Here is a 26,329-nt window from a genome sequence, read left to right on the forward strand (position 1 = left end):
GGGCGTATGAATTGAGCGTTTGTCTTACAGACTGCTCCTACAGAATCCCGACTATCGCGTTGGCGGGTGTGCCAGGCGGACGGTGTCAGTATCGACGAGCAAAGCGTCCTTCTGAGCCATAAGCCTGCGTCCGACGTGTACTGTTCAGCTTCCATATCGTGGAGATCAGTTGATGATTTACGAAGGTAAAGCCATCACGGTTAAAGCTCTTGAAAGTGGCATCGTCGAATTGAAATTCGACCTCAAGGGTGAGTCCGTCAACAAGTTCAACCGTCTAACCCTGAACGAACTGCGTCAGGCCGTAGACACCATCAAGGCAGATGCTTCGATCAAGGGCGTGATCGTCAGCAGCGGCAAGGACGTGTTCATCGTCGGCGCCGACATCACCGAATTTGTCGACAACTTCAAGCTGCCGGATGCCGAGCTGGTTGCTGGCAATCTCGAAGCCAACAAGATCTTCAGCGATTTCGAAGACCTCAACGTGCCAACCGTCGCGGCCATCAACGGCATCGCCCTCGGTGGCGGTCTGGAAATGTGCCTGGCGGCTGACTATCGCGTCATGTCCACCAAGGCCAAGATTGGTCTGCCGGAAGTCAAACTGGGCATCTACCCAGGCTTCGGCGGCACCGTGCGTCTGCCACGCCTGATCGGTGTCGACAACGCTATCGAGTGGATTGCCGCCGGCAAGGAAAACCGCCCGGAAGACGCGCTGAAAGTCAGCGCCGTCGACGCCGTAGTCGCCCCTGAAAAATTGCAGGAAGCTGCCCTTGAGCTGATCAAGCGCGCCATCTCCGGCGAGTTCGATTACAAGGCCAAGCGTCAGCCGAAACTTGAAAAACTCAAGTTGAACGCCATTGAGCAAATGATGGCTTTCGAAACCGCCAAAGGTTTCGTGGCTGGCCAGGCCGGCCCGAACTACCCGGCGCCGGTTGAAGCGATCAAGACCATCCAGAAAGCCGCGAACTTCGGTCGCGACAAAGCACTGGAAGTGGAAGCTGCAGGCTTCGTCAAACTGGCCAAGACCTCTGCTGCGCAGAGCCTGATCGGCCTGTTTCTGAACGATCAGGAACTGAAGAAAAAGGCCAAGGCCTACGACGAAATCGCCAAGGACGTGAAGCAGGCTGCCGTACTCGGCGCTGGCATCATGGGTGGCGGCATCGCCTATCAGTCGGCCTCCAAAGGCACGCCGATCCTGATGAAGGACATCAACGAGCACGGTATCGAGCAGGGTCTGGCCGAAGCCGCCAAGCTGCTGGTCGGCCGCGTTGACAAGGGTCGCATGACCGCTGCGAAGATGGCTGAAGTGCTCAACGGCATTCGTCCGACGCTGTCGTACGGCGACTTCGGTCACGTCGATCTGGTCGTCGAAGCTGTGGTCGAGAATCCGAAGGTCAAGCAAGCGGTGCTGGCTGAAGTCGAAGACAAGGTCAAAGAGGACACCATCCTCGCGTCCAACACCTCGACCATTTCCATCAGCCTGCTGGCCAAGGCCCTCAAGCGTCCGGAAAACTTTGTCGGCATGCACTTCTTCAACCCGGTGCACATGATGCCGCTGGTGGAAGTGATCCGTGGCGAGAAGTCCAGCGAACTGGCGATCGCCACTACCGTTGCCTACGCGAAGAAAATGGGCAAGAACCCGATCGTCGTCAATGACTGCCCGGGCTTCCTGGTGAACCGCGTGCTGTTCCCGTATTTCGGCGGTTTCGCCAAGCTGGTCAGCGCCGGTGTCGACTTCGTCCGCATCGACAAAGTCATGGAAAAATTCGGCTGGCCGATGGGTCCTGCGTACCTGATGGACGTGGTCGGCATTGACACCGGTCACCACGGTCGCGACGTCATGGCTGAAGGTTTCCCGGATCGCATGAAGGATGACCGTCGTTCGGCCATCGACGTGCTGTACGAAGCCAAACGCCTCGGCCAGAAGAACGGCAAGGGCTTCTACGCCTACGAGGCCGACAAGAAAGGCAAGCAGAAGAAAGTCGCCGATCCGTCGGTACTCGAAGTGCTCAAGCCGATCGTTTACGAGCAGCGCGAAGTCACTGACGAAGACATCATCAACTGGATGATGATCCCGCTGTGCCTGGAAACCGTGCGTTGCCTGGAAGACGGCATCGTTGAAACCGCCGCCGAAGCCGACATGGGTCTGGTTTACGGTATCGGTTTCCCTCCATTCCGTGGCGGTGCGCTGCGCTACATCGATTCGATCGGTGTTGCCGAGTTCGTTGCCCTGGCTGACCAATACGCTGATTTGGGCGCGCTGTACCACCCGACCGCGAAGCTGCGCGAAATGGCCAAGAACGGTCAGAGCTTCTTCGGTTAAGCGCCCCCAATTAGAGTGAGAGTGAACTTATGAGCTTGAATCCTAGAGACGTCGTGATTGTCGACTTCGGTCGTACTCCGATGGGCCGCTCCAAGGGCGGCATGCACCGCAACACCCGCGCCGAAGACATGTCGGCGCACCTGATCAGCAAACTGCTGGAACGCAACAGCAAGGTCGACCCGGCGGAAGTCGAGGACGTGATCTGGGGCTGCGTCAACCAGACCCTGGAACAGGGCTGGAACATCGCGCGCATGGCGTCGCTGATGACCCAGATCCCGCACACTTCTGCTGGCCAGACCGTCAGCCGCCTGTGCGGTTCGTCGATGAGCGCGTTGCACACCGCTGCGCAAGCGATCATGACCGGCAACGGTGACGTGTTCGTGGTCGGCGGCGTCGAGCACATGGGCCACGTGAGCATGATGCACGGTGTCGATCCGAACCCGCACATGTCGCTGTACGCGGCGAAAGCCTCGGGCATGATGGGCCTGACCGCTGAAATGCTCGGCAAGATGCACGGCATCACCCGTGAGCAGCAGGATGCCTTTGGCGTGCGTTCCCACCAGTTGGCCCACAAGGCAACCGTGGAAGGCAAGTTCAAGGACGAAATCATCCCGATGCAGGGTTACGACGAGAACGGTTTCCTGAAACTGTACGACTACGACGAAACCATTCGTCCGGAAACCACCCTGGAAAGTCTGGCGGCGCTCAAGCCGGCATTCAATCCGAAAGGCGGCACCGTGACTGCCGGTACTTCGTCGCAGATCACCGATGGTGCTTCGTGCATGATCGTGATGTCGGCGCAGCGTGCCCAGGACCTGGGCATCCAACCAATGGCGGTAATCCGTTCGATGGCAGTGGCCGGTGTGGACCCGGCAATCATGGGCTATGGTCCAGTGCCGGCGACACAAAAAGCCCTGAAGCGTGCGGGCCTTGGCATCAACGATATCGACTTCTTCGAGCTCAACGAAGCTTTCGCCGCACAGGCCTTGCCAGTGCTGAAAGATCTGAAAGTGCTCGACAAGATGAACGAGAAGGTTAACCTGCACGGCGGCGCGATCGCCCTGGGTCACCCGTTCGGTTGCTCCGGTGCACGTATTTCCGGCACCCTGTTGAACGTGATGAAGCAGAATAGCGGCACCTTCGGGGTGGCCACTATGTGCATTGGTCTCGGCCAAGGCATCTCCACCGTCTTCGAACGCGTTTAAGCGTCTCGTCGATGGAAGCCGGGGCCCAGTGCCCCGGTTTTTGTTTTTGGGTTTTTTATTTATTTTTGAAAAGATTTCAGTGAGGGCCGAAGCATGCCGATACAACCTGGGCTCTACCAACATTACAAAGGTCCGCAATACCGTGTATTCAGTGTTGCGCGGCATTCCGAAACCGAAGAAGAAGTGGTCTTTTATCAAGCCCTGTATGGCGATTACGGCTTTTGGGTGCGCCCGTTGAGCATGTTCGTCGAGTCGGTCGAGGTTGACGGCGAGCAGGTGCCGCGCTTTGCTTTGGTGCAAGCCGAACCGAGCCTTTTTGACAAGGTTTGAGGCGACTGCGCAGACAACCCTGCGCTTGACCTCACCTTGTATCAACTATATATAGCGGTGCCGCGTCAGGCGCCAACCGCCTTTCACTTCTAGAATTCAGGAATTTTCTGATCCATGGGCAAATCGCTGGTCATTGTGGAATCCCCGGCTAAGGCCAAGACCATCAACAAGTATCTGGGTAACCAATACGTGGTGAAGTCGAGTATCGGCCATATCCGAGACCTGCCCACCAGCGGTTCGGCTAGCGCCAGCAAAGAGCCAGCCGCCAAGCGCGGCAAGGCGGCTGCGGGCGAAGGTCCGGTGCTCTCGCCGAAAGAGAAAGCGCGCAAGCAGCTGGTCTCGCGCATGGGCGTTGATCCCGAGCACGGCTGGAAAGCCCAGTACGAGATCCTTCCGGGCAAAGAAAAGGTCATCGAAGAGCTGCGCCGGCTCGCCAAGGATGCTGACACCATCTATCTCGCAACCGACTTGGATCGCGAGGGGGAAGCCATTGCCTGGCACCTGCGCGAAGCCATCGGTGGTGACGACAGCCGTTACAAGCGCGTGGTGTTCAACGAAATCACCAAGAAGGCGATCCAGGAAGCCTTCTCCGAGCCGGGCGAGCTGGACATTGATCGTGTCAACGCCCAGCAGGCGCGTCGCTTCCTCGACCGCGTCGTCGGCTACATGGTCTCGCCGCTGCTGTGGGCCAAGATCGCCCGTGGTCTGTCCGCCGGTCGCGTGCAATCGGTTGCGGTAAAACTGGTGGTCGAGCGTGAGCGCGAAATCCGTGCGTTCAATCCCGAAGAATACTGGGAAGTGCATGCCGATCTCGGCACTGCCAAAGGCTCGACCGTGCGTTTCGAAGTGGCTCGCGAAAAAGGCGAAGCCTTCAAGCCGCTGAACGAAGCCCAGGCCATGGCTGCGCTGGAGAAGCTAAAGTCCTCCAGCTACAGCATCGTCAAGCGCGAAGACAAACCGACCAGCAGCAAGCCATCGGCGCCGTTCATCACGTCGACCTTGCAGCAGGCCGCAAGCAATCGCCTTGGTTTCGGCGTGAAGAAAACCATGATGATGGCCCAGCGTCTGTACGAAGCCGGCTACATCACTTACATGCGTACCGACTCGACCAATCTCTCGGCCGACGCCGTGGCGATGGCGCGCACTTACATCGAGGACGAATTCGGCAAGAAGTACCTGCCGGAAACGCCGAACGTCTACAGCAGCAAGGAAGGCGCGCAAGAGGCTCACGAAGCGATTCGTCCGTCCGACGCCAACACCACGCCAAGCAAGCTGGCGGGTATGGAGCGTGACGCCGAGCGTCTGTACGAGCTGATCTGGCGCCAGTTCCTCGCCTGCCAGATGCTGCCGGCGCAGTACCTGTCGACCACCGTCAGCGTCGGCGCTGGCGACTTCGAACTGCGCGCCAAGGGCCGTATCCTCAAGTTCGACGGTTACACCCGCGTGATGCCGCAGATTGCCAAGCCTGGCGATGATGACGTGCTGCCGGACATGGCCCAGGGCGATGTGATGAAGCTGATCAAGCTCGATCCGTCGCAGCATTTCACCAAGCCACCGGCGCGTTACTCCGAGGCCAGTCTGGTCAAGGAAATGGAAAAGCGCGGCATCGGTCGTCCTTCGACCTACGCTGCGATCATTTCGACCATTCAGGATCGCGGTTATGTGACCCTGCACAACCGTCGTTTCTACTCGGAAAAGATGGGCGACATCGTCACCGAGCGTCTGTCCGAGAGCTTCTCCAATCTCATGGACTACGGCTTCACCGCCGGCATGGAAGAGAACCTCGATGACGTGGCGCAGGGCGAGCGCGACTGGAAAAATGTGCTGGACGAGTTCTACGGCGACTTCAAGAAGAAGCTCGAAGTAGCGGAAAACCCGGACAGCGGCATGCGCGCCAACCAGCCGGTCATGACTGACATTCCGTGCACCACCTGCGGTCGTCCGATGCAGATTCGTACCGCATCGACTGGCGTGTTCCTCGGCTGCTCGGGCTACAGCCTGCCGCCGAAAGAGCGCTGCAAGGCCACCGTCAACCTGGTGCCGGGCGATGAAATCGCAGCGGACGACGAGGGCGAATCGGAATCGCTGGTACTGCGTGGCAAGCATCGCTGCCCGATCTGCAGCACGGCGATGGACGCCTATCTGCTGGACGAAAAGCGCAAGCTGCACATCTGCGGTAACAACCCGGATTGCGCCGGTTACGAAATCGAAGAGGGCAGCTATCGCATCAAGGGCTATGAAGGTCCGAGTCTGGAATGCGATAAGTGCGGCAGTGAAATGCAGCTCAAGACCGGCCGTTTCGGCAAGTTCTTCGGATGTACGAACCCGGAGTGCAAGAACACCCGCAAGCTGCTGAAGAGCGGTGATGCGGCGCCGCCGAAGATGGATCCGGTGAAGATGCCTGAGCTGAAATGCGAAAAGGTCAACGACACCTATATCCTGCGCGACGGTGCCTCCGGTCTGTTCCTGGCCGCCAGTCAGTTCCCGAAAAACCGCGAGACTCGCGCTCCGCTGGTGATCGAGATTCTGCCGCACAAGGACGAGATTGATCCGAAGTACCACTTCCTGTGCGAGGCTCCGCAAAAGGATCCTGACGGTCTGCCAGCGGTCATCCGCTACAGCCGCAAGACCAAGGAGCAATACGTACAGACCGAAGTCGATGGCAAACCGACAGGCTGGAAGGCGTATTACGACGGTGGCAAGTGGACTGTTGAAGACAAGCGCAGCGCAAAGGCCAAGGCTGAGTAAGCGCTAGTCTGAACAGCGAAAAGGCCGCATGAAACCTTGAGGGTTTCATGCGGCCTTTTTGTTTTGTGCTTGCGGTGGCATCGGCTGATCCACGACACTGTCCGACCCGTGTGAAGCAATTATTTCGTTGTGGAGGCTGCCGTCATGGCCCACGAACTCTATACCCGCACCAACCAGAAGATCTATTTCGCTGGGCTGTCACTCGAAGCTCTGGCTCGTGCTGAAGAAGGGCGGGCGATGAATTCTCTGGCGCTGATCCAGGCCGGGCGTGAGTCGGCGTTGTTCCACCTATACGGCGCGCTGCTGGGCTTGTGTCATGAGATCGCTGGCTTTTATCGTCTGCCGCAGGCCAATTCGCCGAGGGCAGAGGAGTTGCTGAGGCGCGAAGTGCTGGAATCGATAGCGATCCCGGAGCTGGCGGAAATGGTCGAGCTGGCCGGTAATCCGGAAACCTGGCTGGCGAAACTGCTGGCGGCGCACGCAGCACTGTTTCAGCCACCGAGGGCGCCACGCAAGCCGAAAGGCGACGTGACGCAGCCGCTGATCCAAGCGATTAATCTTGATGAAGAAGAGGCGTTACAAGAGCTCAGTCGAGATGAGCTGGAGAGCTGGCGGCAGAACCTCAAGGGCCTTGCCCTGCGTTTCCGGGAAGGCTTGAACGAGTGCTGAGGTAGTTTGGCGCAGTGGCAATCTGAAACATGCTGCTGGTCAAGATCCTGAGCGAAGCTCGAATGATGTCTATATAATCGCTGCCTTTCGTGGAGAACAGACCTATATGCCAACGTCCTTTCTAGAAATTGTCGAGTTACCAGACGGCCGAATCGAACTGCGCAGGGCTGAGGACGAAGGTTCTCTGGTGACGCTGGATTTCTCCGAGGATGCCAAAGCGTTCCTGCAGGGCCAGCACGTTGAAATCGCCAAAGCGATGTTGAGCGTCGGCGTGCAGATGGCAGGTCGTATGGTGGAAGGCGAGTTTGATAAGGAAGAGGGGCCGCGGGTTCTTCATTGATTCACGCTTTGGCCTTTGCTCGGTCGCTTGCGCTTCAGATCGGCTTCTCTGTCCCTGGAGAAGCCCTGCGCTTCACACAGCGCGCATTATCATCAATCAACCCAAACGAATGTTCAGGCTCTGCGCTTCGCCCGTACGCGCGGCGCTGATCAGTTGTTGCCGCGAATTGGCATTCAACGGGTTTAGCCATGTCACTACGGTGTGGCTGCGACCCAGTCGCAACGCTTCGCACGCCAGTTGCTGAGCACTTTGAGTGCCGCGCGGTTGCAGCAGTAGAATGCGTTCGCGATTCAGGCCGGCATCGCGCAGCCAGGTTTGCGTCAGGCTGGCGGGTGGGGCGATCAGCGTCAGCCAGCGAGCATCCTGATCCTCGCTGAGCTCACGCAGGATCGGGGCGAGCAGGTTCAGGCAGTTCCCGGCCGCACCGCGCAGTGATAGCTCACTGAAGGCGTCAGGTTTGGCATTCCAGTCACGCTCGACCACGTCTTTGAGGATCGGCGCTATCGGCTGCGCCAGAAACGCTTCAAACAAAGGCAGTTGTGTTTGCTGAGGTGTGTGTGGGAACTGCATGGAGCCTCCTTTAGCGGCGAATGACGCCGACACTCAAGCCTTCGATCACCAGTTCCTGATCTTTCAGGTCGACTTCGATAGGGGCGAACTCGGGGTTTTCAGCGATCAGCCAGACTTTGCTGCCTTCACGCTTGAAGCGTTTGACCGTCACTTCGTCGCCGATACGGGCAACCACAACCTGGCCGTTACGCGCTTCGCGAGTAGTGTGAACTGCCAGCAAGTCGCCGTCGAAGATGCCGATGTCCTTCATGCTCATGCCGTGCACACGCAAAAGGTAGTCGGCGCGAGGATGGAAAAAGGTCGGATTGATGTTGCAGGATTCTTCGATGTGCTGCTGGGCGAGGATCGGCGCGCCGGCAGCCACTCGGCCAATGATCGGCAGGGTGGAGTCGTCGGCCTTCGCTTCGAAGCCGGGAATACGGATGCCGCGGGAAGCGCCCGGGGTCATCTCGATCGCGCCCTTTCGGGCCAGGGCCTTGAGATGTTCTTCCGCCGCATTTGGCGATTTGAAACCCAGTTCCTGAGCGATTTCCGCACGGGTGGGCGGATAGCCGTTGTCTTCGAGGCAACGTTTGATAAAGGCCAGAATCTCGGCTTGGCGTGGCGTCAGCTTTAGCATATTGATCGCTCTGTCTTTTTATACAGTGACTGGGATTATATACAGTGAAGCGGTCTTGGCAATGGGCGTTTTTTTGCCGCCCGCCGAGCGGTCGCGCAGGGCACTTATTAATGCTGGCGCCTTGTGTGGTTAAATAGCTGACCGACCATTCCCAAAACGAACCGGCAGGCTTGACAAGGCACAGGCTGAAACGTATGTTTCAAACAAGTGTTTGTCAGGCGGAGTAGCCATGGCCCAGTCGGAAACCGTTGAACGCATTCTTGATGCTGCCGAGCAGTTGTTCGCGGAGAAAGGATTCGCTGAAACCTCATTGCGTTTGATCACCAGCAAGGCTGGCGTCAATCTGGCTGCGGTGAATTATCACTTCGGCTCGAAAAAGGCGCTGATCCAGGCGGTATTCTCGCGCTTTCTCGGTCCGTTCTGCGTGAGCCTCGATAAAGAGCTGGAGCGCCGTCAGGCCAAGCCTGAGAACAAGCCGACCCTCGAGGAGTTGCTGGAAATTCTCGTCGAGCAGGCGCTCGTCGTGCAGCCCCGCAGCGGTAACGATCTGTCGATCTTCATGCGTTTGCTCGGCCTCGCGTTCAGCCAGAGCCAGGGCCACTTGCGGCGTTATCTGGAAGACATGTACGGCAAGGTGTTTCGCCGCTACATGCTGCTGGTCAATGAAGCGGCGCCACGCATTCCGCCGATCGAACTGTTCTGGCGCGTGCACTTCATGCTTGGCGCCGCTGCGTTCAGCATGTCCGGGATCAAGGCCTTGCGCGCGATTGCCGAGACCGATTTCGGCGTCAATACTTCCATCGAACAAGTGATGCGCCTGATGGTGCCGTTCCTCGCTGCGGGCATGCGCGCCGAAACCGGCGTCACCGATACAGCCATGGCCAGCGCGCAATTGCGTCCGCGCAGCAAATCCATGCCGGTCGCCGCCAAGGTTTGACCGCGCACGGGTGGGCGCGGCAGCTGGTATCCGCTAAGCTAGCCGGCCATGCCGACTCTCGTACTGAACCCGATCTGCATGAATTCTGCTAACCGTCCGGGCGTTGCCCACGGTAGCGAATGCAAGCAGATCGGGTTTTTCGTTTTCAAGGAATCTCTATGACTGCTGGCCTGCAAGGCTCGTTGATGGTGGACGTCGCCGGTACCTGGCTGACGGCCGAAGATCGCCAATTGTTGCGTCAGCCCGAAGTGGGCGGCCTGATCATTTTCGCCCGCAATATCGAGCATCCACGCCAGGTGCGCGAACTGAGCGCCGCGATCCGCGCGATTCGTCCGGATCTGCTGCTGGCGGTGGATCAAGAGGGCGGGCGTGTGCAGCGCTTGCGTCAGGGTTTCGTCCGTCTGCCAGCGATGCGCGCCATCGCCGATAACCCGAATGCAGAGTATCTCGCCGAGCAATGCGGCTGGATCATGGCCACCGAAGTGCTGGCGGTCGGGCTCGATCTGAGTTTCGCCCCGGTGCTGGATCTGGACTATCAGCGCAGCGCCGTGGTGGGCACCCGTTCCTTCGAAGGCGATCCCGAGCGCGCAGCCTTGCTCGCCGGTGCATTCATTCGCGGCATGAACAGCGCCGGCATGGCTGCCACCGGCAAACATTTCCCGGGCCACGGCTGGGCCGAAGCAGACTCCCACGTGGCGATTCCGAACGACGAGCGCAATCTCGACGAAATCCGCGCCAATGATCTGGTGCCCTTCGCCCGTTTGAGCAAGCAGCTGGCCGCCGTCATGCCGGCCCACGTCATCTATCCGCAAGTCGACTCGCAGCCCGCCGGTTTCTCCCGACGCTGGCTGCAGGAGATCCTGCGTGGCGAGTTGCAGTTCGACGGCGTGATCTTCAGCGATGATCTGTCGATGGCCGGCGCCCACGTGGTCGGCGACGCTGCCAACCGCATCGAAGCCGCGCTGAGTGCCGGTTGCGACATGGGTCTGGTGTGCAACGACCGCGCGGCAGCCGAGCTGGCGTTGAGTGCCGCCCAGCGCATGAAGGTCAAGCCTTCCGCGCGCATCGCGAAGATGCGCGGGCAGGCCTTCGCCAGCACCGATTATCGTCAGGACCCGCGTTGGCTCACCGCCCTCGGCGCGCTCAAAGACGCTCAACTGATCGATTAAGGATTTTTCGTTATGACCGTTTACGCAATCATCGGTGGCACTGGCCTGACTCAGCTCGAAGGCCTGAGCATTCGCCAGTCGCTGGCAGTCGACACCCCGTACGGCGCGCCTTCGGCCGAGGTGCAGATTGGTGAATACGCCGGCAAGGAAGTGCTGTTCCTCGCCCGTCACGGTCACCCGCATCGTTTCCCGCCGCACAAGGTCAACTACCGCGCCAACCTCTGGGCGCTGAAGCAGGCCGGTGCCGAAGCGATCATCGCCGTTAACGCGGTGGGCGGTATTCATCCGGCCATGGGCACCGGGCATTTCTGTGTGCCGCACCAGATCGTCGACTACACCAGCGGGCGCGAACACACCTATTTCGCCGATGATCTGGAACACGTCACCCACATCGATTTCAGCTTTCCCTACAGCGAGCCGTTGCGTCAGCAATTGATTGCAGCAGTCGCCGCCGAAGGCTGCGAATTCAGCGATCAAGGCGTGTACGCCTGCACCCAGGGTCCGCGTCTGGAAACGGTCGCCGAGATCGTGCGACTGGAACGTGACGGCTGCGACATCGTCGGCATGACCGGCATGCCGGAAGCGGCGTTGGCCCGTGAGCTGGATCTGGATTACGCCTGTCTGGCGCTGGTGGTGAATCCTGCAGCCGGCAAGACCACCGAAGTCATCACCATGGCTGAAATCGAGCAGGCCCTGCACGACGGTATGGGCAAGGTGAAATCAACGTTGGCCCGGGTGCTGGCCAGCTAAGGACTGTCCATGAGCATTTTCATCGAGCGGCTCAAAGGGCTGACATGGACCCACGCATTCAGTAGCAAGGCGTTGGCCAAGGCCCGGGCTTATGCCGCCGATGACCGGGTCGAGATCCTCGAGATCGATGACAAGAAGATAGAGGCGTTCTGCGTCGGTTCTCAACCCCAGACGTATGCGCAAAGCATTTACCTGTCCGAAGATCGGCTGGGATCGATAAACCTGCGTTGCCTGTGCAGCTGTCCTGTTGCAATCGACTGCAAGCACAGCGCAGCGGTGCTCTATCACCTGCTGGGCACTGGCGAGGATGCGTCTGGAAGTGACGCGCAGACCCCGTTGGGACGAGCGCTGGAGCATTGGCTTTCGACAATTCCCGTGCCGCCCAAGCCCGCTGAAGAAAGTGCGCAAACCGCAGGTACGCGTCTGTTTTACAAGCTCAAACCGACGTCTGCGAACGGCAAGTGGCTGCTGGATATTTTCAAGGTCTACCAGCTCAAGAGCGGCGAGTTACGCGAGGCCAAACCGATGTACTCGCTCTCGGAAATGCTCATGCGCCAGCCCGGCTACCTGTCCGAGCTGGATCTGCGCATCGCCCGGCTGTTGGTCGCCATGCATTCCCATCACGCCTATTACAGCGGCTATCCGCTGGAAGGCAGCAGTGGCGCCGAACTGCTGGAAATGCTCCTGCGCACCTCGCGACTGTTCCTCGACTTCGAAGACCTGCGAGCGCTGACACCGGGTGCGAAACGCGTGGGTCAGTTCTCTTGGGCTGAGCAGGCTGACGGCGGATTCCGCGCGCAATGGAGCAGTGCCGAAGCCGCGCAGGAAACCGTGCTGGCGCTGGAGCCGCTTTATTACCTTGATCGTGAGCAGCGCCAGGTTGGCCCGCTGTTCACTGAGCTGGAAGAAAAGCTCGCCTGCCATTTGACCCTGGCGCCAGACATTCCGGCGCGTCAGGCCATGCAGTTCAGCCATCGCATGAGCGCGGCGACCCAAATTGCGCCACCGCACAAGCTCACCGAACGGATCATCGATGACGTGCTGCCGCAGCCGCAACTGACCCTGGTCAGCGGTCGGGAACGTTCGCACTGGGAATATGTGCTGGAGCACCGCGCCGCTCTGCTGTTTACCTACAACGGTCATCCGGCGGTGGATCGCAACCCGGAGGTGATGATCCTCAGCGGCACAGAGACCCAGCGTATTCAACGCCAGCCTGCGCTGGAAAAGAAGCTGCGCCAGAACCTGCAAAAACATGGCTTCAAGAAAGCCACGCGCAAGAGTGCAATGGATCGTCCTGGCGAGATGTTTACCTTGCCGGATGATTCCACCTGGCTCGGGTTCATGCACGAAGGGCTGGCCACACTGCGCGCCGCAGATTGGAAAATCGAGATCAGTCCCGGTTTCCATTTCGATGTACAACCGGTTGAACAGTGGTACGCCGAGGTCGAAGAAGAGGCCACGCATCAGTGGTTTGATCTGCAGTTGGGTATCGTCGTCAACGGCGAACGTTACAGCTTGCTGCCGATCCTTCTGCACCTGTTGCGAACCCAGCCGCGCTTGCTCGACCCGGTCAATCTGGCGCAGCGCAGCGATGATGAAAAACTCCTGATCGAGCTCAAGCCCAGCGGTTTTGGCGAACCGGCGGGCGCCAAAGTCGCGTTGCCGCTGAGTCGGGTCAAACCGCTGATGGCGACGCTGGGCGAGTTGTACCTGGGCGGCCATCAGGGTGATGCGCTGCGCTTGACCGCTCCAGACGCCGCGCGTCTGAGTATGCTCGATGGCGTGCCGCTGGATTGGCAGGGCGGCGAACGTCTGCGCACTTTTGCCAAGCGTCTGCAGAAATCCAGCCACGCCCAGGTTGCTGCGCCGGCCGGCCTCAACGCGCAGCTGCGTCCGTATCAGCTCGAAGGCTTGAACTGGATGCAGACCCTGCGCGAGCTGGAGGTCGGCGGCATTCTGGGCGATGACATGGGCCTGGGTAAAACCCTACAGACCCTGGCGCATCTGCTCACGGAAAAACACGCCGGGCGTCTGGACTGTCCGGCACTGGCGGTGATGCCCACCAGCCTGATTCCCAACTGGCTCGACGAGGCCGAGCGCTTCACGCCGCAGTTGAAAGTCCTGGCGCTGCACGGCACCGGGCGGCAAAAGGACTTTGCCAATCTGGGCGAATACGACTTGGTGCTGACCACTTATGCATTGCTGCCCAGGGACCTGGAAATCTTGCAGCCGCAGTCATGGAGCGTGCTGATTCTCGACGAAGCGCAGAACATCAAGAACCCGCTGAGCAAAGCCGCCCAGGCCGCCCGTGACTTGCAGGCCCGTCAGCGCTTGTGTCTGAGCGGTACGCCGCTGGAAAACCACCTCGGTGAGCTGTGGTCACAGTTCCATTTCCTCATGCCCGGCTGGCTCGGCGACAGCAAATCCTTCAACCGCGATTACCGCACGCCGATCGAGAAGCACGGCAATGTCCAGCGCATGCAGCACCTGACCGCGCGCATCAAGCCGTTTTTGCTGCGGCGCAAGAAGGATCAGGTCGCCACCGAGTTGCCGCTGAAAACCGAGATCATCCACTGGGTCGAACTCAGCGATGGTCAGCGCGACGTCTATGAGACGGTGCGTGTGGCGATGGACAAAAAGGTCCGCGACGAAATCGCCCGCAGCGGTGTGGCGCGCAGTCAGATCATCATCCTCGATGCGCTGCTCAAGCTGCGCCAGGTCTGCTGCGATCTGCGCCTGGTCAATATGCCGCTGACGGCGAAGGCGTTGCGCTCGGGCAGCGGCAAGCTGATCAGCCTGATGGAGATGCTCGAAGAACTGCTCGGCGAAGGTAGGCGCATTCTGCTGTTTTCGCAGTTCACCTCGATGCTGGCGCTGATTGAGCAGGAATTGCAGCAACGCGGGCTTGCCTACTCGTTGCTGACCGGCGACACCACCGATCGGCGCACGCCGGTGAAGGATTTTCAGAGCGGCAAGGTGCCGTTGTTCCTGATCAGCCTCAAGGCCGGGGGCACTGGTCTGAACCTGACGGCGGCGGACACGGTGATTCACTTCGATCCTTGGTGGAACCCGGCGGTGGAGAATCAGGCGACTGATCGGGCGTATCGCATCGGCCAGAACAATCCGGTGTTCGTCTACAAGTTGATTGCCAAAGGCACCGTCGAAGAGAAGATCCAGGCGTTGCAGCAGGAGAAAGCGGCGCTGGCCGGGGCGGTGCTTGAGGGTGGCACGACGGGCGGATTCAAACTGGAACAGAGTGATATCGAGGCGCTGTTTGCGCCGTTGCCGGTTTCCAGAGGTTGAAGGGTTTGAATTGCAGTGTGGCCATTCGCGAGCAGGCTCGCTCCCAAATTTGATCTTCAGTGAATCTGGATCGTGTGGGAGCGAGCCTGCTCGCGAAAGCTATCTAACCAGCAACGCCGCTTTCAGCGCTTGTCGATCTTGTCCGGCAACGGCGCAAACAGCGCTTCAATATCATCGCTCTGCAACTTCCAGTCCCCGGCCTTGCGCCCATCGAGCACGCCCGCTGCCAGGTCAGACTTTTCCTTCTGCAGGTGCTGAATCTTCTCTTCCACTGTGCCCCGGGCAATCATCTTGTAGACGAACACCGGTTTTTCCTGGCCAATACGATACGCGCGGTCAGTCGCCTGATTCTCGGTTGCCGGGTTCCACCACGGGTCGTAGTGAATCACCGTATCGGCTTCGGTGAGGTTCAAACCGACACCGCCAGCCTTCAGGCTGATCAGGAAGATCTGACGCGTGCCGCTCTGGAATTCCTTCACCGGTGTGCGCCGGTCACGGGTCTGGCCAGTGAGAAGGGCGTAAGCGATCTTGCGTTTTTTCAATTCCTCTTCGATCAATGTCAGCATCGAAGTGAATTGCGAGAACAGCAGAATCCGCCGGCCTTCCTCGAACAATTCTTCAAGCATTTCCATCAGGCTGTCGAGTTTGCCCGAGGTGCTGCCGCGTGCGGGCAGGGTGGCGTCGTTGACCAGGCGCAGATCGCAGCAGACCTGGCGCAGCTTGAGCAATGCTTCGAGAATGATGATCTGGCTGCGTGCCACGCCTTTGCGAGTGATCTCGTCACGGACCTTCTTGTCCATCGCCAGGCGCATGGTCTCGTACACGTCGCGCTGCGCTTCGTTGAGTTCGACCCAATGGATGATCTCGGTTTTCGGCGGCAGCTCCGTGGCGACCTGCTCTTTGGTGCGGCGCAGCAGAAACGGTTTTATCCGACCGTTGAGGTGTTGCAGTCTGACTTCACTGCCGCGCTTTTCGATCGGCACACGGTAATCGGCATTGAAGCTTTTCACGTCGCCGAGCCAGCCCGGCAGCAGGAAGTGGAACAGCGACCACAGCTCGCCCAAGTGGTTTTCCAGCGGCGTGCCGCTGAGGCACAGGCGCTGGCGTGCATTCAGCTCGCGGGCGGCCTGGGCGGCTTTGCTGTTGGGGTTCTTGATGTATTGCGCTTCGTCCAGCACCAGAACGTGCAGCGGCTGTTTGGCCAAGCGCTCAAGGTCCTTGGGCAACAGGGCGTAAGTGGTGAGGATCAGGTCGAAGTCGGCCAGATTGTCGAAGTGTTTCTTGCGCGTGGCGCCATACAGGGCGAGCACTTTCAGCTGCGGAGTGAAGTGCGCCGCCTCATCGAGCCAGTTCGGAATCAGGCTGGTCGGCATCACCACCATGCACGGACGATCGAGGCGTCCGGCGTTCTTCTCGCTGAGAATATGCGCCAGGGTCTGTAGGGTTTTGCCCAGGCCCATGTCATCCGCAAGAATCCCGCCGACTTCCAGTTGCCGCAGCGATTGCATCCAGCTCAAGCCTTCAAGCTGATACGGGCGCAGCGTTGCATTCAGACCTTGCGGCGCTTCGGCAGTGAAATCATGGATGTCGCGCAGGCGCTGGGCGAAGGTGCGGATCTGCTCGCCGCCTTCCCACAACAGCGGCAGGCCTTCCAGCGAATTGAGCCGGGTGGCGTCAGCCTTGCTCAGACGCAAGGTGGTTTCGCCCGGCTCCTGCAAATAGAACTCGCCCAGCGTCATCAATACCGGCTTCAAGCGACCAAGCGGCAGCGCCACTTGCAACGGCCCATGCTCGCTGCTGCGTTGCGGAATGTTGACCAGAATCAGCTCGTCATCGCGACGCCGGGCGAGGCGTTCCGGGTTGAGGATCTCGGTGTGCGAGCGCATCAGATTCAGCAGAATCGGCAGCAGGCTCAGGCGCTCGCCGTTGACGATGATGCCCAGCTCCAGATCAAACCAGTCGCGCTCCGGCGCCTGTTCGACGGTGGCGTACCAGTCGTCGACGGCGGTCAGGTCGAAGCCGAATTCCTCATCGATCTGCAACTCCCAGCCTTGGCTGCGCAATTTCGGCAAGTCATTCAACGTGAAGGTCAGCCAGGCGCTGTCGTTGACCATCTCGTAGAGTTCGCCGGCGCTCTCCGGCAGGGCTTTGCTTTGCCGGGTGGCGATGCGGAAACCGAGGATGCGTAACTGTTCGCGGTAGGACTGTTCGACGTCCGGGTGACGTTTTATCCGCAGGGTCTGCGCTTCCTGACGGATCAGGATATCGCTGTGTTTTTGCCCGCTGACGTATTCGTCCAGATAGCTGAACGACAGCGCCGCGCGGTGCTGAATGTAGCGCTGCATCTTGCCGTTGCGCGGCTCGAAGGCGCTGAACTCGACGCTCGCCAGCCATAGGCGTGGCACCGGTTGCACGTTGTCCACCAGCACTTGCGGCGGCGCTTTCGGGCTACGGTTTTCCAGCACGGCCTGGAGCTTCTCCAGCAGCTCGGCATCTTTCGCGGCGGCGGGGTAGTCGAGGGTTTCCTGGATTTTCAGCAGCACCGCCGCGCAGTGTTTGCAGTTGCTGCGCACCGGACAGGTGCAGGTGGCGTCGACCAGCAACAGCGTCGCTTTGGCTGACTCGCGCAGATGGATGGTCTGCCGGTAGACACTGCCGCCAGAACCTTCGCAACTGGCGGTGATGGTCGCATCGCCGACCTGAGCGATGCGCACCCGATTCTCCAAAGCGTAGCGGCGGCCGCGCTCCAGACTCTGTTCTTTGAATCGGCTGACCCACGACGGGGCCAGCGGTTTGCTCAGGGGCGGCGGCATAAGGACTTCGATCAGTCCGGCACGACTTCAGGCGCTTCGCGAGGCGCTGGCGCGGTCAGGGAAGTGATCTTGATCAGCAGGGCCAGGTGGCCGTTGTCGAGGTAATTGAGCTGGCCGTTCTTGGTGTGGCGGTCCTGACGCAGGCGCTCACTGGCAGTGACCAGGCCATTGGCGTCGATCTGATTGACCCAGAAATCGGCGGTCACGTCGGTGAAGCGGCCGAGTTTCATTTCCAGCGTGCCCTCGATCGGGAACTGGCCGAACTGCTCCTGACCTTCGCTCACTGCGACTTTCGCCGGCGCTTCGCCGAGGCTCTGCTGCCAGGCTTTGTGCATCAGCACGGTGTACTCGCCGCTGGCGGTGAGTTTGTTCACTACATCATTCAGCGCCGGGGTGCGCTGGCTGTCGCTGCCCAGACGCTGGGCGCCTGCGGCCCAGTCTTCCGGGGCGGCGCGGCTGACGATGGCCGGGACGGCATTCTGGCGCACCAGGATCATTTCGACCTGATACGTGTCATCGGCAAACGCCGTCGGTGCTGCAAGTGCAAGCAACAAAGTCAGAGAGCGGAACAGGCGCATCGGACGTCCTTCAAGCGGATTTCGGGATGAGACGCTCAAACAGCGCCTCGACAGTATTGAAACGTTCTTCCGGGCGCTCCATCGGCACCTGGAATTTAAACATCGTCGCGCCTTCGAACTTGTAGCGCTTGGGCTGTGTCTGGATCAGCTTGATCAGGGTCATCGGGTCAACCGGCGTCTGCGCTTCGAACTCGATACGCCCGCCTTGCGGCCCGCCGTCGACTTTCTTGATGCCGAGCTTTTCCGCCTGCAATTTCAGCGCGGTGATCCGCACCAGGTTCTTGGTCGGCTCCGGCAACAGGCCGAAGCGGTCGATCATCTCCACCTGCAGATCCTTGAGGCCTTCCTCGTCGGTGGCCGAGGCGATGCGTTTATACAGAATCAGCCGCGCATGCACATCCGGCAGGTAATCTTCCGGAATCAGCGCCGGCACCCGCAGATTGACTTCCGGGCCGCCGCCCAGCGGTTGATCGAGGTTCGGCTGCTCGCCCTTGCGGATCGACTTCACTGCGCGCTCGAGCATTTCCATGTACAGGGTGAAGCCGACGGCCTGTATCTGCCCGCTCTGACCATCGCCCAGCAGTTCGCCGGCGCCACGGATTTCCAGGTCGTTGGTCGCCAGCACGAAACCGGCGCCGAGGTCCTGGGTATTGGCGATCGCCTCCAGACGCTTTTCCGCGTCGGAAGTGATCTGCTGGCGCGGCGGCGTCAGCAGGTAGGCGTAAGCCTGGTGGTGACTGCGGCCAACGCGGCCTCGCAACTGGTGCAGCTGGGCCAGGCCGAACTTGTCGGCGCGCTCGATGATGATGGTGTTGGCGCTCGGCACGTCGATGCCGGTCTCGATGATGGTCGAGGCGATCAGCACGTTGAAGCGCTTGTGGTAGAAGTCGCTCATCACCTGTTCGAGTTCACGTTCGCGCATCTGCCCGTGGCCGATACCGATGCGCGCTTCCGGCACCAGTTCGGCGAGGTCGGCGGCGCATTTCTCGATGGTCTTCACATCGTTGTGCAGATAGTAAACCTGACCGCCACGCAGCAGTTCACGCAGCAGGGCCTCTTTGACCGTGCTCTTGTTCTGCTCCATGACGAAGGTGCGCACCGACAGGCGCCGCGCTGGTGGCGTGGCGATGATCGACAGGTCGCGCATGCCCGACACCGCCATGTTCAGCGTGCGCGGAATCGGCGTCGCAGTCAGGGTCAGAATGTCGACCTCGCTGCGCAGGGCCTTGAGCTGTTCTTTCTGGCGTACGCCAAAGCGGTGTTCTTCGTCGATGATCACCAGCCCGAGGTTTTTGATCTTCACATCATCGGACAGCAGTTTGTGCGTGCCGATGACGATGTCGATCTTGCCTTCCGCCAGATCGGCGATCGCCGCGTTGACTTCCTTGGCCGATTTGAATCGACTCATCACTTCGACCGTCACCGGCCAGTCGGCGAAGCGGTCGCGGAAACTGTTGTAGTGCTGCTGGGCGAGCAGGGTGGTCGGCACCAGAATCGCCACCTGACGACCGCCGTGCACGGCGATGAACGCGGCGCGCATGGCCACTTCTGTCTTGCCGAAGCCAACGTCGCCGCAGACCAGCCGGTCCATCGGTTTCGGCGCGAGCATGTCTTCGCGTACCGCCTCGATGGTCGCTTGCTGATCGGGTGTTTCTTCGAACGGGAAACCGGCGCTGAAGGTGGCGTAATCGGCCTTCGGGTCGGCGAAGGCGTAACCTTCACGGGCGGCACGACGGGCGTAAATGTCGAGCAATTCGGCGGCGACGTCACGCACCTGCTCGGCGGCTTTGCGCTTGGCTTTCTGCCAGGTTTCCGAACCGAGGCGGTGCAACGGCGCGAGCGAATCGTCGCTGCCGGTGTAGCGCGCGATCAGGTGCAGGTTGGCCACCGGCACGTAAAGCTTGGCGTTCTCGGCGTATTCGAGGGTGAGGAATTCGGCGGCCTGATTGTCGATTTCCAGAATCGTCAGGCCAAGGTAGCGGCCGACGCCGTGATCGATATGCACCACCGGCGCGCCTTCACGCAGTTCGGTGAGGTTCTTGATTACCGCATCGTTGCTGACGTCGCTGCGCTTCTCGCGGCGACGACGTTGCATGACCCGTTGGCCGAACAGCGGACTTTCCGCCACCAGCGCCAGCGCCGGGTCGTCGAGCAGCAGACCTTCGTCGAGCGGGGCGATAGTGATCGCCAGACGATCCTTGCTGGCAACGAAGTCTGGCCAGCTGTCGACGGTTTTCGGCCGCAACTTCAGGCGTTCCAACAGTTCCAGCAGGACTTCGCGACGACCCGCCGATTCGGCGGTGAACAGCACGCGACCGGGGAATTCTTCGAGGAAACCGGCCAGCGCCGCCAGTGGTTGCGTGGCTTTGGCTTCGATGGCCAGATCCGGCAGCGCGTGCGCCGGGAATCGTTCACGGCCGACACCGCTTTCAACGTCTTGCTGACTTGCGACGACTCGCGGCCAATTCTTCAGACGCGCGAAGCAATCTTCTACCGGCAGGAACAGTTCGGCCGGTGGCAATAAAGGACGCGAAGGATCGACGCGGCGTTCTTCGTAACGATTGCGCACGTCGTTCCAGAAGTTTTCCGCCGCCTGCTCGATGCCCGGCAGCGAGAACACCTGGGTGTCCTGGGGCAGGTAGTCGAACAGCGTCGAGGTTTCGTCGAAGAACAGCGGCAGGTAGTACTCGATGCCGGCCGGGGTGATACCGCTGCTTAAATCTTGAAAGATCGGGCAGCGGCGAAAATCGACGTCAAAGCGCTCACGGAAACGCGCCTTGAAGCGGGTGACTGCGTCTTTCTGCAATGGAAACTCGCGGGCCGGCAGCAGCTTGACCGACTCGACCTTGTCGATCGAGCGCTGGGTTTCCGGATCGAAGGTACGCAGGGTTTCGATTTCGTCGTCGAACAGGTCGATGCGATACGGCAGCTTGCTGCCCATCGGGAACAGGTCGATCAGCGCGCCGCGTACGGTGAACTCGCCGTGCTCGTACACCGTGTCGACATAGCGATAGCCGCTGGCTTCGAGCCGCGCGCGCATCTGTTCGACGTCGAGCTTCTGGCCGATGTCCAGCACCAGGCTGCTGCCGAGGAGGAACTTGGTCGGCGCCAAGCGATGCAAAGCGGTGGTGATCGGAACCACCAGCACGCCGTGGGCCAGTTCCGGCAGGCGATACAGGCTGGCGATGCGCTGGGAGATGATGTCCTGGTGCGGCGAGAACAGGTCGTAGGGCAGGGTTTCCCAGTCGGGGAAATGCAGTACGGGCAAATCCGGGGCGAAGAAACTCAGCTCCTGTTCCAGCCGTTCGGCGCTTTGGCTGTCGGCGGTCAGCAGCAGGGTAAAGCGCTTGGCAGCGCTGGCAGCCTCGGCAATCGCCAGGCTGAGGGCGGCACCGGGCAGATTGCCCCAGTGCTGTTTACCTGCTTCGGCAGGGAGTAGCGGTAGACGCAGAACAGGCACGGAAAGTTGAGCTCCAGGCGTTGCGACAAAGTCGGTAATTGTAGCGGCCTCCGGTGCCGCCTGTCAGTTGTAGACTGCGTCTATCTTCACGGTTTGGACGAAATGTAGTGGTAACCATAAAAACGAGCACTTTTTTCATGGTTATGTAGTGCCGAAACCGGGTGGTGTTACGGAGGGTTACAGACATCGTCTAACAGTCGTCGAAAAATTGACTGCGCTGAAAGCCCCGGTTTTACTGGGCTGGAGAAAGGCGTAAATTTTTTGAACGGGAATTTGTTACCGATTGCGCGACAAGCGCGCATTGCTGAAAGGGCTTGTCGGCGGCATAATGTAGCCCCTTTTTTCTGCCCCTACATGTGGAAGGTTACCGTGACTCAGAAGCCCGACCAGTGTCTTGGTGAATGGATCGACCGTGAAGCACTCGCAGAAGCGATGATCCCGCTTATCGGTCAGCTCTACCGCAATAACAACGTGGTTAGCTCGATCTATGGCCGCAGCCTGATCAACCAGTCTGTCATCGCGATTCTCAAAGCTCACCGCTTTGCTCGCCACCGTTCTTCGGACGACAGCGAACTCTCCGTCCACGAAACATTCCCACTGCTCAAGGCCATGAGCGAGCTCAAGCTCGGCGCGGCGTCGGTGGATCTGGGCAAGCTGGCGTTCAAATTCCGTAACGAAGGCAACGGCCGCAGCGCCGAGCAGTTCGTGCGTGAAGAGATGGCTGACGTGGTTGGCCAGCAGAACGCCTCGGCCCGCAAAGGCACCGACGTTGTTCTATACGGCTTCGGTCGTATCGGCCGTCTGCTGGCGCGCATCCTGATCGAGAAAACCGGTGGTGGCGACGGCCTGCGTCTGCGCGCCATCGTCGTGCGCAAAGGCGCCGAGAACGACCTGACCAAACGCGCCAGCCTGCTGCGTCGCGATTCGGTACACGGTTCGTTCAACGGCACCATTACCATCGACGAAGAAAACAACACCATCACCGCCAACGGTAACCTGATCCAGGTGATCTACGCGAAGAACCCGACCGAGGTGGATTACACCCAGTACGGCATCAAAGACGCGCTGCTGGTGGACAACACCGGTGTCTGGCGTGACGCCGATGGCCTGGGTCAGCACCTGGCCTGCCCGGGCATCGACCGCGTTGTTCTGACCGCGCCTGGCAAGGGCAAGCTGAAGAACATCGTTCACGGCATCAACCACGGTGAAATCACCGCTGACGACAAGATCGTCTCGGCTGCGTCCTGCACCACCAACGCCATCGTGCCGGTGCTCAAAGCGGTCAACGACAAGTTCGGCATCATCAACGGTCACGTCGAAACCGTTCACTCGTACACCAACGACCAGAACCTGATCGACAACTTCCACAAGGGCGATCGCCGTGGCCGCAGCGCCGCGCTGAACATGGTGATCACCGAGACCGGCGCCGCCACCGCTGCTGCCAAGGCTCTGCCTGAGCTGGCCGGCAAGCTGACCGGTAACGCGATCCGTGTGCCGACGCCAAACGTGTCGATGGCCATTCTCAACCTCAACCTTGAGAAAGCCGCCACCCGTGAAGAGATGAACGAGTACCTGCGCTACATGGCGCTGCACTCCGATCTGCACAAGCAGATCGACTTCGTCAATTCGCAGGAAGTGGTGTCGACCGACTTCGTCGGCTCGCGTCACGCTGGTGTGGTCGACGCTGAAGCGACCATCGTGCAGGACAACCGCGTCGTTCTGTACGTTTGGTACGACAACGAGTTCGGCTACAGCTGCCAGGTAGTTCGCGTAATGGAAGACATGGCTGATGTGAATCCGCCAGCGTTCCCGCGCTAAGCCTCAGGCTTGAATGAAAACGCCCCGGCATTTTGTCGGGGCGTTTTTGTTTGTGGGCCTGTTGGATCTTCGGTGTCCTTGCCGGCCTCTTCGCGAGCGGGCTCGCTCCCACACTGGATCAGTGTCGTTCACAATCTTCTGTGGGAGCGAGCCTGCTCGCGAAAGCATTCTGTCAGGCGCCGCTGGCTACCGAAGCCTGCGCCGTGCGCAACTCATGCCGGTTGCCACGGAACAATACCAACGTCGCAATCAACCCCAGTACCGCCGCGCCACTGAGCCAGATCCCCGGTGCTGCCTTGTTGTCCAGCACATGAATCAGATAGGTGCACGCCGCCGGAGTAAACCCGCCGAACGTCGCCGTTGCCAGGCTGTAGGCCAAGGAAAACCCGGTCGTGCGCACTTCCACCGGCATGATCTCGGTCAGTGCCACCACCATCGCGCCGTTGTACGAGCCATAAAGAAACGACAGCCACAGTTCGACAATCAGCAAATGGCTGAAGCTCGGGTTCGCCACCAGCCACGACAATGCCGGATACGCCGTGAGGATCGCCAGAATCGTCGCCGCCAACAGTAGGGGTTTTCTCCCGATCTTGTCGGATACCGCGCCCATCACCGGTAGCCAGAAGAAGTTCGACAAGCCGATGCACACCGTCACCAGCAAGGCGTCGAGGTCCGACAGATGCAGCTCAGCCTTGCCAAACGTAGGCGTGTACGCAGTGATCAGGTAGAACGACACCGTGGTCATCACCACCAGCGCCATGCCGGCAATGACGATGCCGAAGTTCTGGCCGATCGAGCGGACGATTTCGCCGAGGGTAGGGCGGTGGGTTCGCGCTTGGAATTCCGGAGTTTCTTCCAGCGAGCGACGGATGAAGAAAATCACCGGCACGATCATGCAGCCAATCAGGAACGGCACGCGCCAGCCCCATTCGCCCATTTGCTCCGGACTCAGCCAGTGATTCAGAGCAACGCCGAGCAAGCCAGCGAACACCACGGCTGCCTGTTGGCTGGCGGACTGCCAACTGACGAAAAAGCCTTTACGCCCCGGCGTAGAAATTTCCGCCAGATACACCGACACGCCGCCCAATTCCACGCCCGCCGAGAAGCCTTGCAGCAGGCGGCCGAACAACACCAGTAGCGGTGCTGCGACGCCGAGCGTCGCGTAACCGGGCACGCAGGCAATCAGCACCGTACCGGCGGCCATCATCGCCAAAGTGATGATCAGCCCTTTGCGCCGTCCGTGACGGTCGATATAGGCGCCGAGGAAAATTGCCCCCAGCGGGCGCATCAGGAAGCCGGCGCCGAAGGTCGCCAGCGACAGCATCAGCGAAGCGAAGGCGCTGTCGGTGGGGAAGAAGGTTTTGGCGATGGCCGTGGCATAGAAGCCGTAGACCATGAAGTCGAACATTTCGAGGAAGTTGCCGCTGACAACGCGAAAGATCGCTTTGCCTTTGCCCGTGGTGGAGGACATGGGAGGTACTCACTGTTCAATTTTGTATAAAGGCGTTGCAGCCATGGGGAAGCGAGCGGGCGCTTGTAGTTCATAATGGCCGCCGTGGTTTTGCGGGGAGATGAAGAATTGTTAACTGGACGCTGGTGGGGGTCTGTGGTGTTGGCGGTGGCAATCGGCGGCTGCGGCACCAGCGATTCCCTGGAACAGGTTGGCGGTTCGACCATGGGCAGCACCTGGTCGGTCAAGTACGTGCGCCACGCCGGGGTCGCCGATCCATCAATGGTGCGCGGCGAAGTGGAGGCTATCCTCGGCGAAGTCGATCGGCAGATGTCGACTTACCGAAGTGATTCGGTGATCGAACGTTTCAACGCATTGCCCGCCGATAGCTGCCAATCCATGCCGGCGGCGGTGCTCGAATTGGTCCGCATCGGCGAACAGCTTTCAATGCAAAGTGAAGGCTCCTACGACCTGACCGTAGAGCCGCTGCTGGACCTCTGGGGATTCGGCCCGCAAGGACGCGAAGAAAAGATCCCTGATGCGGCCGCTGTGGCCGAGGTCATGCAGCGAGTCGGTCATCAGCATCTGCGCATCGACGGCGAGCAGTTGTGCAAGGACGCCGCCGTCGAAGTCGACTTCAACAGTATTGCCGCCGGTTACGCCGTGGATGCCATCGCCGCCAGATTGCAGGGCATGGGCATCGACAATTATCTGGTCGAAGCCACGGGCGAACTCAAAGCCCGGGGCAAGAAGCCGGATGGTTCAGCGTGGCGCATCGCTCTCGAAGAGCCTCGCGATGACCAGCAAGTGGCCGAGCGGATTATCGATGTCGATGGCTACGGCGTGTCCACCTCCGGTGACTACCGCCATTATTTTCTGCAGGACGGTCGGCGTTATTCCCACACCTTCGATGCACGCAGCGGGCGACCGGTCCTACATGATCTGGCGTCAGTCACGGTGATTCATCCTTCAGCGTTGATGGCCGATGGACTATCGACGCTGTTGCTGATTCTCGGGCCGGAAAGGGCGCGGGACTATGCCCAAAAGCATGACATTGCTGCATTCTTTGTCCTGCGTGCCGATACAGGTTTTGTCACCCGCAGCAGTCAGGCATTTGCGCAGCTTGTCGGTGAAAAAAACTGACCGAAGACAAGACGAAAGCTGGCGTTGTAGTGCAGGCAAAAGTAGCCTACGACGCGACCAAGGGTTAATGTGCGCGGCGTTGACGCTTCTATAGACTGTGTCCGGGT

General features: G+C 60.0%; 18 protein-coding genes. 12 read left to right on the forward strand and 6 right to left on the reverse strand.

Going from position 1 to position 26,329, the window contains the following annotated elements; genetic code table 11:
- Window positions 1-172: 172 nt before the first annotated feature.
- The 6 genes from fadB to AC0IXA_RS03130 all read left to right on the forward strand — a co-directional run bounded on the left by fadB (window position 173) and on the right by AC0IXA_RS03130 (window position 7,612).
- Window positions 173-2,320, forward strand: coding sequence for a fatty acid oxidation complex subunit alpha FadB (gene fadB, locus AC0IXA_RS03105; RefSeq protein ID WP_024013640.1), 2,148 nt, complete (start codon window positions 173-175; stop codon window positions 2,318-2,320).
- Between the two features lie 29 nt (window positions 2,321-2,349).
- On the forward strand, window positions 2,350-3,525 hold the full coding sequence (gene fadA / locus AC0IXA_RS03110; protein WP_016775495.1) for an acetyl-CoA C-acyltransferase FadA: 1,176 nt from the start codon (window positions 2,350-2,352) through the stop codon (window positions 3,523-3,525).
- 93 nt (window positions 3,526-3,618) lie between these two features.
- A complete protein-coding gene (locus AC0IXA_RS03115) occupies window positions 3,619-3,855 on the forward strand; it encodes a DUF1653 domain-containing protein (protein WP_024013639.1) in 237 nt (78 codons plus the stop codon).
- 114 nt (window positions 3,856-3,969) lie between these two features.
- Entirely contained in the window at window positions 3,970-6,603 is a 2,634-nt protein-coding gene (topA, locus tag AC0IXA_RS03120) for a type I DNA topoisomerase (RefSeq protein WP_016775493.1), read from the forward strand.
- Between the two features lie 144 nt (window positions 6,604-6,747).
- Entirely contained in the window at window positions 6,748-7,272 is a 525-nt protein-coding gene (locus AC0IXA_RS03125; RefSeq protein ID WP_471811656.1) for a DUF6586 family protein, read from the forward strand.
- Window positions 7,273-7,378: 106 nt separating this feature from the next.
- Window positions 7,379-7,612: a hypothetical protein gene (locus AC0IXA_RS03130; RefSeq protein WP_003226592.1), complete on the forward strand. Its 234-nt coding sequence runs from the start codon at window positions 7,379-7,381 to the stop codon at window positions 7,610-7,612.
- Between the two features lie 96 nt (window positions 7,613-7,708).
- Here the strand turns inward: AC0IXA_RS03130 and sulA are convergent, their stop codons facing one another.
- Both sulA and lexA read right to left on the reverse strand, forming a co-directional pair.
- Entirely contained in the window at window positions 7,709-8,182 is a 474-nt protein-coding gene (gene sulA, locus AC0IXA_RS03135) for an SOS-induced cell division inhibitor SulA (RefSeq protein WP_041477346.1), read from the reverse strand.
- Between the two features lie 10 nt (window positions 8,183-8,192).
- A complete protein-coding gene (gene lexA, locus AC0IXA_RS03140) occupies window positions 8,193-8,801 on the reverse strand; it encodes a transcriptional repressor LexA (protein ID WP_016775490.1) in 609 nt (202 codons plus the stop codon).
- A gap of 229 nt (window positions 8,802-9,030) precedes the next feature.
- Here lexA and AC0IXA_RS03145 point away from each other — a divergent pair, with 229 nt between their 5' ends.
- The 4 genes from AC0IXA_RS03145 (at window position 9,031) to AC0IXA_RS03160 (ending at window position 14,960) form a co-directional block, all read left to right on the forward strand.
- Window positions 9,031-9,738 (forward strand): TetR/AcrR family transcriptional regulator, encoded by a 708-nt coding sequence (locus AC0IXA_RS03145; protein WP_016775489.1) that lies wholly within the window; start codon window positions 9,031-9,033, stop codon window positions 9,736-9,738.
- Window positions 9,739-9,896: 158 nt separating this feature from the next.
- On the forward strand, window positions 9,897-10,907 hold the full coding sequence (nagZ, locus tag AC0IXA_RS03150; protein WP_471811659.1) for a beta-N-acetylhexosaminidase: 1,011 nt from the start codon (window positions 9,897-9,899) through the stop codon (window positions 10,905-10,907).
- A gap of 12 nt (window positions 10,908-10,919) precedes the next feature.
- Window positions 10,920-11,657 carry an S-methyl-5'-thioinosine phosphorylase gene (locus tag AC0IXA_RS03155; protein ID WP_071173058.1) on the forward strand — a complete coding sequence of 246 codons (738 nt, stop codon included), beginning with the start codon at window positions 10,920-10,922 and terminating at the stop codon, window positions 11,655-11,657.
- Window positions 11,658-11,666: 9 nt separating this feature from the next.
- Window positions 11,667-14,960 (forward strand): DEAD/DEAH box helicase, encoded by a 3,294-nt coding sequence (locus AC0IXA_RS03160; RefSeq protein ID WP_471811661.1) that lies wholly within the window; start codon window positions 11,667-11,669, stop codon window positions 14,958-14,960.
- Window positions 14,961-15,082: 122 nt separating this feature from the next.
- Here the strand turns inward: AC0IXA_RS03160 and AC0IXA_RS03165 are convergent, their stop codons facing one another.
- Genes AC0IXA_RS03165 through mfd form a run of 3 tightly spaced genes read right to left on the reverse strand, consistent with a single transcriptional unit; the run spans window position 15,083 to window position 21,811 of the window.
- The gene (locus tag AC0IXA_RS03165; protein ID WP_471811663.1) at window positions 15,083-17,773 is read right to left on the reverse strand and encodes an SNF2-related protein; all 2,691 of its coding nucleotides are present in this window, start codon (window positions 17,771-17,773) and stop codon (window positions 15,083-15,085) included.
- Window positions 17,774-17,784: 11 nt separating this feature from the next.
- On the reverse strand, window positions 17,785-18,351 hold the full coding sequence (locus AC0IXA_RS03170; RefSeq protein WP_471811665.1) for a CsiV family protein: 567 nt from the start codon (window positions 18,349-18,351) through the stop codon (window positions 17,785-17,787).
- A gap of 10 nt (window positions 18,352-18,361) precedes the next feature.
- Window positions 18,362-21,811, reverse strand: coding sequence for a transcription-repair coupling factor (gene mfd / locus AC0IXA_RS03175; protein WP_024013632.1), 3,450 nt, complete (start codon window positions 21,809-21,811; stop codon window positions 18,362-18,364).
- Window positions 21,812-22,165: 354 nt separating this feature from the next.
- Here mfd and AC0IXA_RS03180 point away from each other — a divergent pair, with 354 nt between their 5' ends.
- Entirely contained in the window at window positions 22,166-23,629 is a 1,464-nt protein-coding gene (locus AC0IXA_RS03180; protein WP_101158759.1) for a glyceraldehyde-3-phosphate dehydrogenase, read from the forward strand.
- A 172-nt stretch (window positions 23,630-23,801) separates the two neighbouring features.
- Here AC0IXA_RS03180 and tcuC read toward each other — a convergent pair whose 3' ends face one another.
- The gene (gene tcuC, locus AC0IXA_RS03185; protein ID WP_016775481.1) at window positions 23,802-25,100 is read right to left on the reverse strand and encodes an MFS transporter; all 1,299 of its coding nucleotides are present in this window, start codon (window positions 25,098-25,100) and stop codon (window positions 23,802-23,804) included.
- Between the two features lie 75 nt (window positions 25,101-25,175).
- Between tcuC and AC0IXA_RS03190 the strand changes: the two genes are divergently transcribed.
- Window positions 25,176-26,222, forward strand: coding sequence for an FAD:protein FMN transferase (locus AC0IXA_RS03190; RefSeq protein WP_471811668.1), 1,047 nt, complete (start codon window positions 25,176-25,178; stop codon window positions 26,220-26,222).
- Window positions 26,223-26,329 lie beyond the last annotated feature (107 nt).

It is taken from the genome of Pseudomonas sp. AC083 (assembly GCF_979253165.1).

What these genes read in the sequence shown, in the direction of transcription:
- fadB (WP_024013640.1), top strand. Translation starts at nt 173, where the DNA reads ATGATTTACGAAGGTAAAGCCATCACGGTTAAAGCTCTTGAAAGTGGC.
- fadA (WP_016775495.1), top strand. Translation starts at nt 2,350, where the DNA reads ATGAGCTTGAATCCTAGAGACGTCGTGATTGTCGACTTCGGTCGTACT.
- AC0IXA_RS03115 (WP_024013639.1), top strand. Translation starts at nt 3,619, where the DNA reads ATGCCGATACAACCTGGGCTCTACCAACATTACAAAGGTCCGCAATAC.
- topA (WP_016775493.1), top strand. Translation starts at nt 3,970, where the DNA reads ATGGGCAAATCGCTGGTCATTGTGGAATCCCCGGCTAAGGCCAAGACC.
- AC0IXA_RS03125 (WP_471811656.1), top strand. Translation starts at nt 6,748, where the DNA reads ATGGCCCACGAACTCTATACCCGCACCAACCAGAAGATCTATTTCGCT.
- AC0IXA_RS03130 (WP_003226592.1), top strand. Translation starts at nt 7,379, where the DNA reads ATGCCAACGTCCTTTCTAGAAATTGTCGAGTTACCAGACGGCCGAATC.
- sulA (WP_041477346.1), bottom strand. Translation starts at nt 8,182, where the DNA reads ATGCAGTTCCCACACACACCTCAGCAAACACAACTGCCTTTGTTTGAA.
- lexA (WP_016775490.1), bottom strand. Translation starts at nt 8,801, where the DNA reads ATGCTAAAGCTGACGCCACGCCAAGCCGAGATTCTGGCCTTTATCAAA.
- AC0IXA_RS03145 (WP_016775489.1), top strand. Translation starts at nt 9,031, where the DNA reads ATGGCCCAGTCGGAAACCGTTGAACGCATTCTTGATGCTGCCGAGCAG.
- nagZ (WP_471811659.1), top strand. Translation starts at nt 9,897, where the DNA reads ATGACTGCTGGCCTGCAAGGCTCGTTGATGGTGGACGTCGCCGGTACC.
- AC0IXA_RS03155 (WP_071173058.1), top strand. Translation starts at nt 10,920, where the DNA reads ATGACCGTTTACGCAATCATCGGTGGCACTGGCCTGACTCAGCTCGAA.
- AC0IXA_RS03160 (WP_471811661.1), top strand. Translation starts at nt 11,667, where the DNA reads ATGAGCATTTTCATCGAGCGGCTCAAAGGGCTGACATGGACCCACGCA.
- AC0IXA_RS03165 (WP_471811663.1), bottom strand. Translation starts at nt 17,773, where the DNA reads ATGCCGCCGCCCCTGAGCAAACCGCTGGCCCCGTCGTGGGTCAGCCGA.
- AC0IXA_RS03170 (WP_471811665.1), bottom strand. Translation starts at nt 18,351, where the DNA reads ATGCGCCTGTTCCGCTCTCTGACTTTGTTGCTTGCACTTGCAGCACCG.
- AC0IXA_RS03180 (WP_101158759.1), top strand. Translation starts at nt 22,166, where the DNA reads ATGTGGAAGGTTACCGTGACTCAGAAGCCCGACCAGTGTCTTGGTGAA.
- tcuC (WP_016775481.1), bottom strand. Translation starts at nt 25,100, where the DNA reads ATGTCCTCCACCACGGGCAAAGGCAAAGCGATCTTTCGCGTTGTCAGC.
- AC0IXA_RS03190 (WP_471811668.1), top strand. Translation starts at nt 25,176, where the DNA reads ATGGCCGCCGTGGTTTTGCGGGGAGATGAAGAATTGTTAACTGGACGC.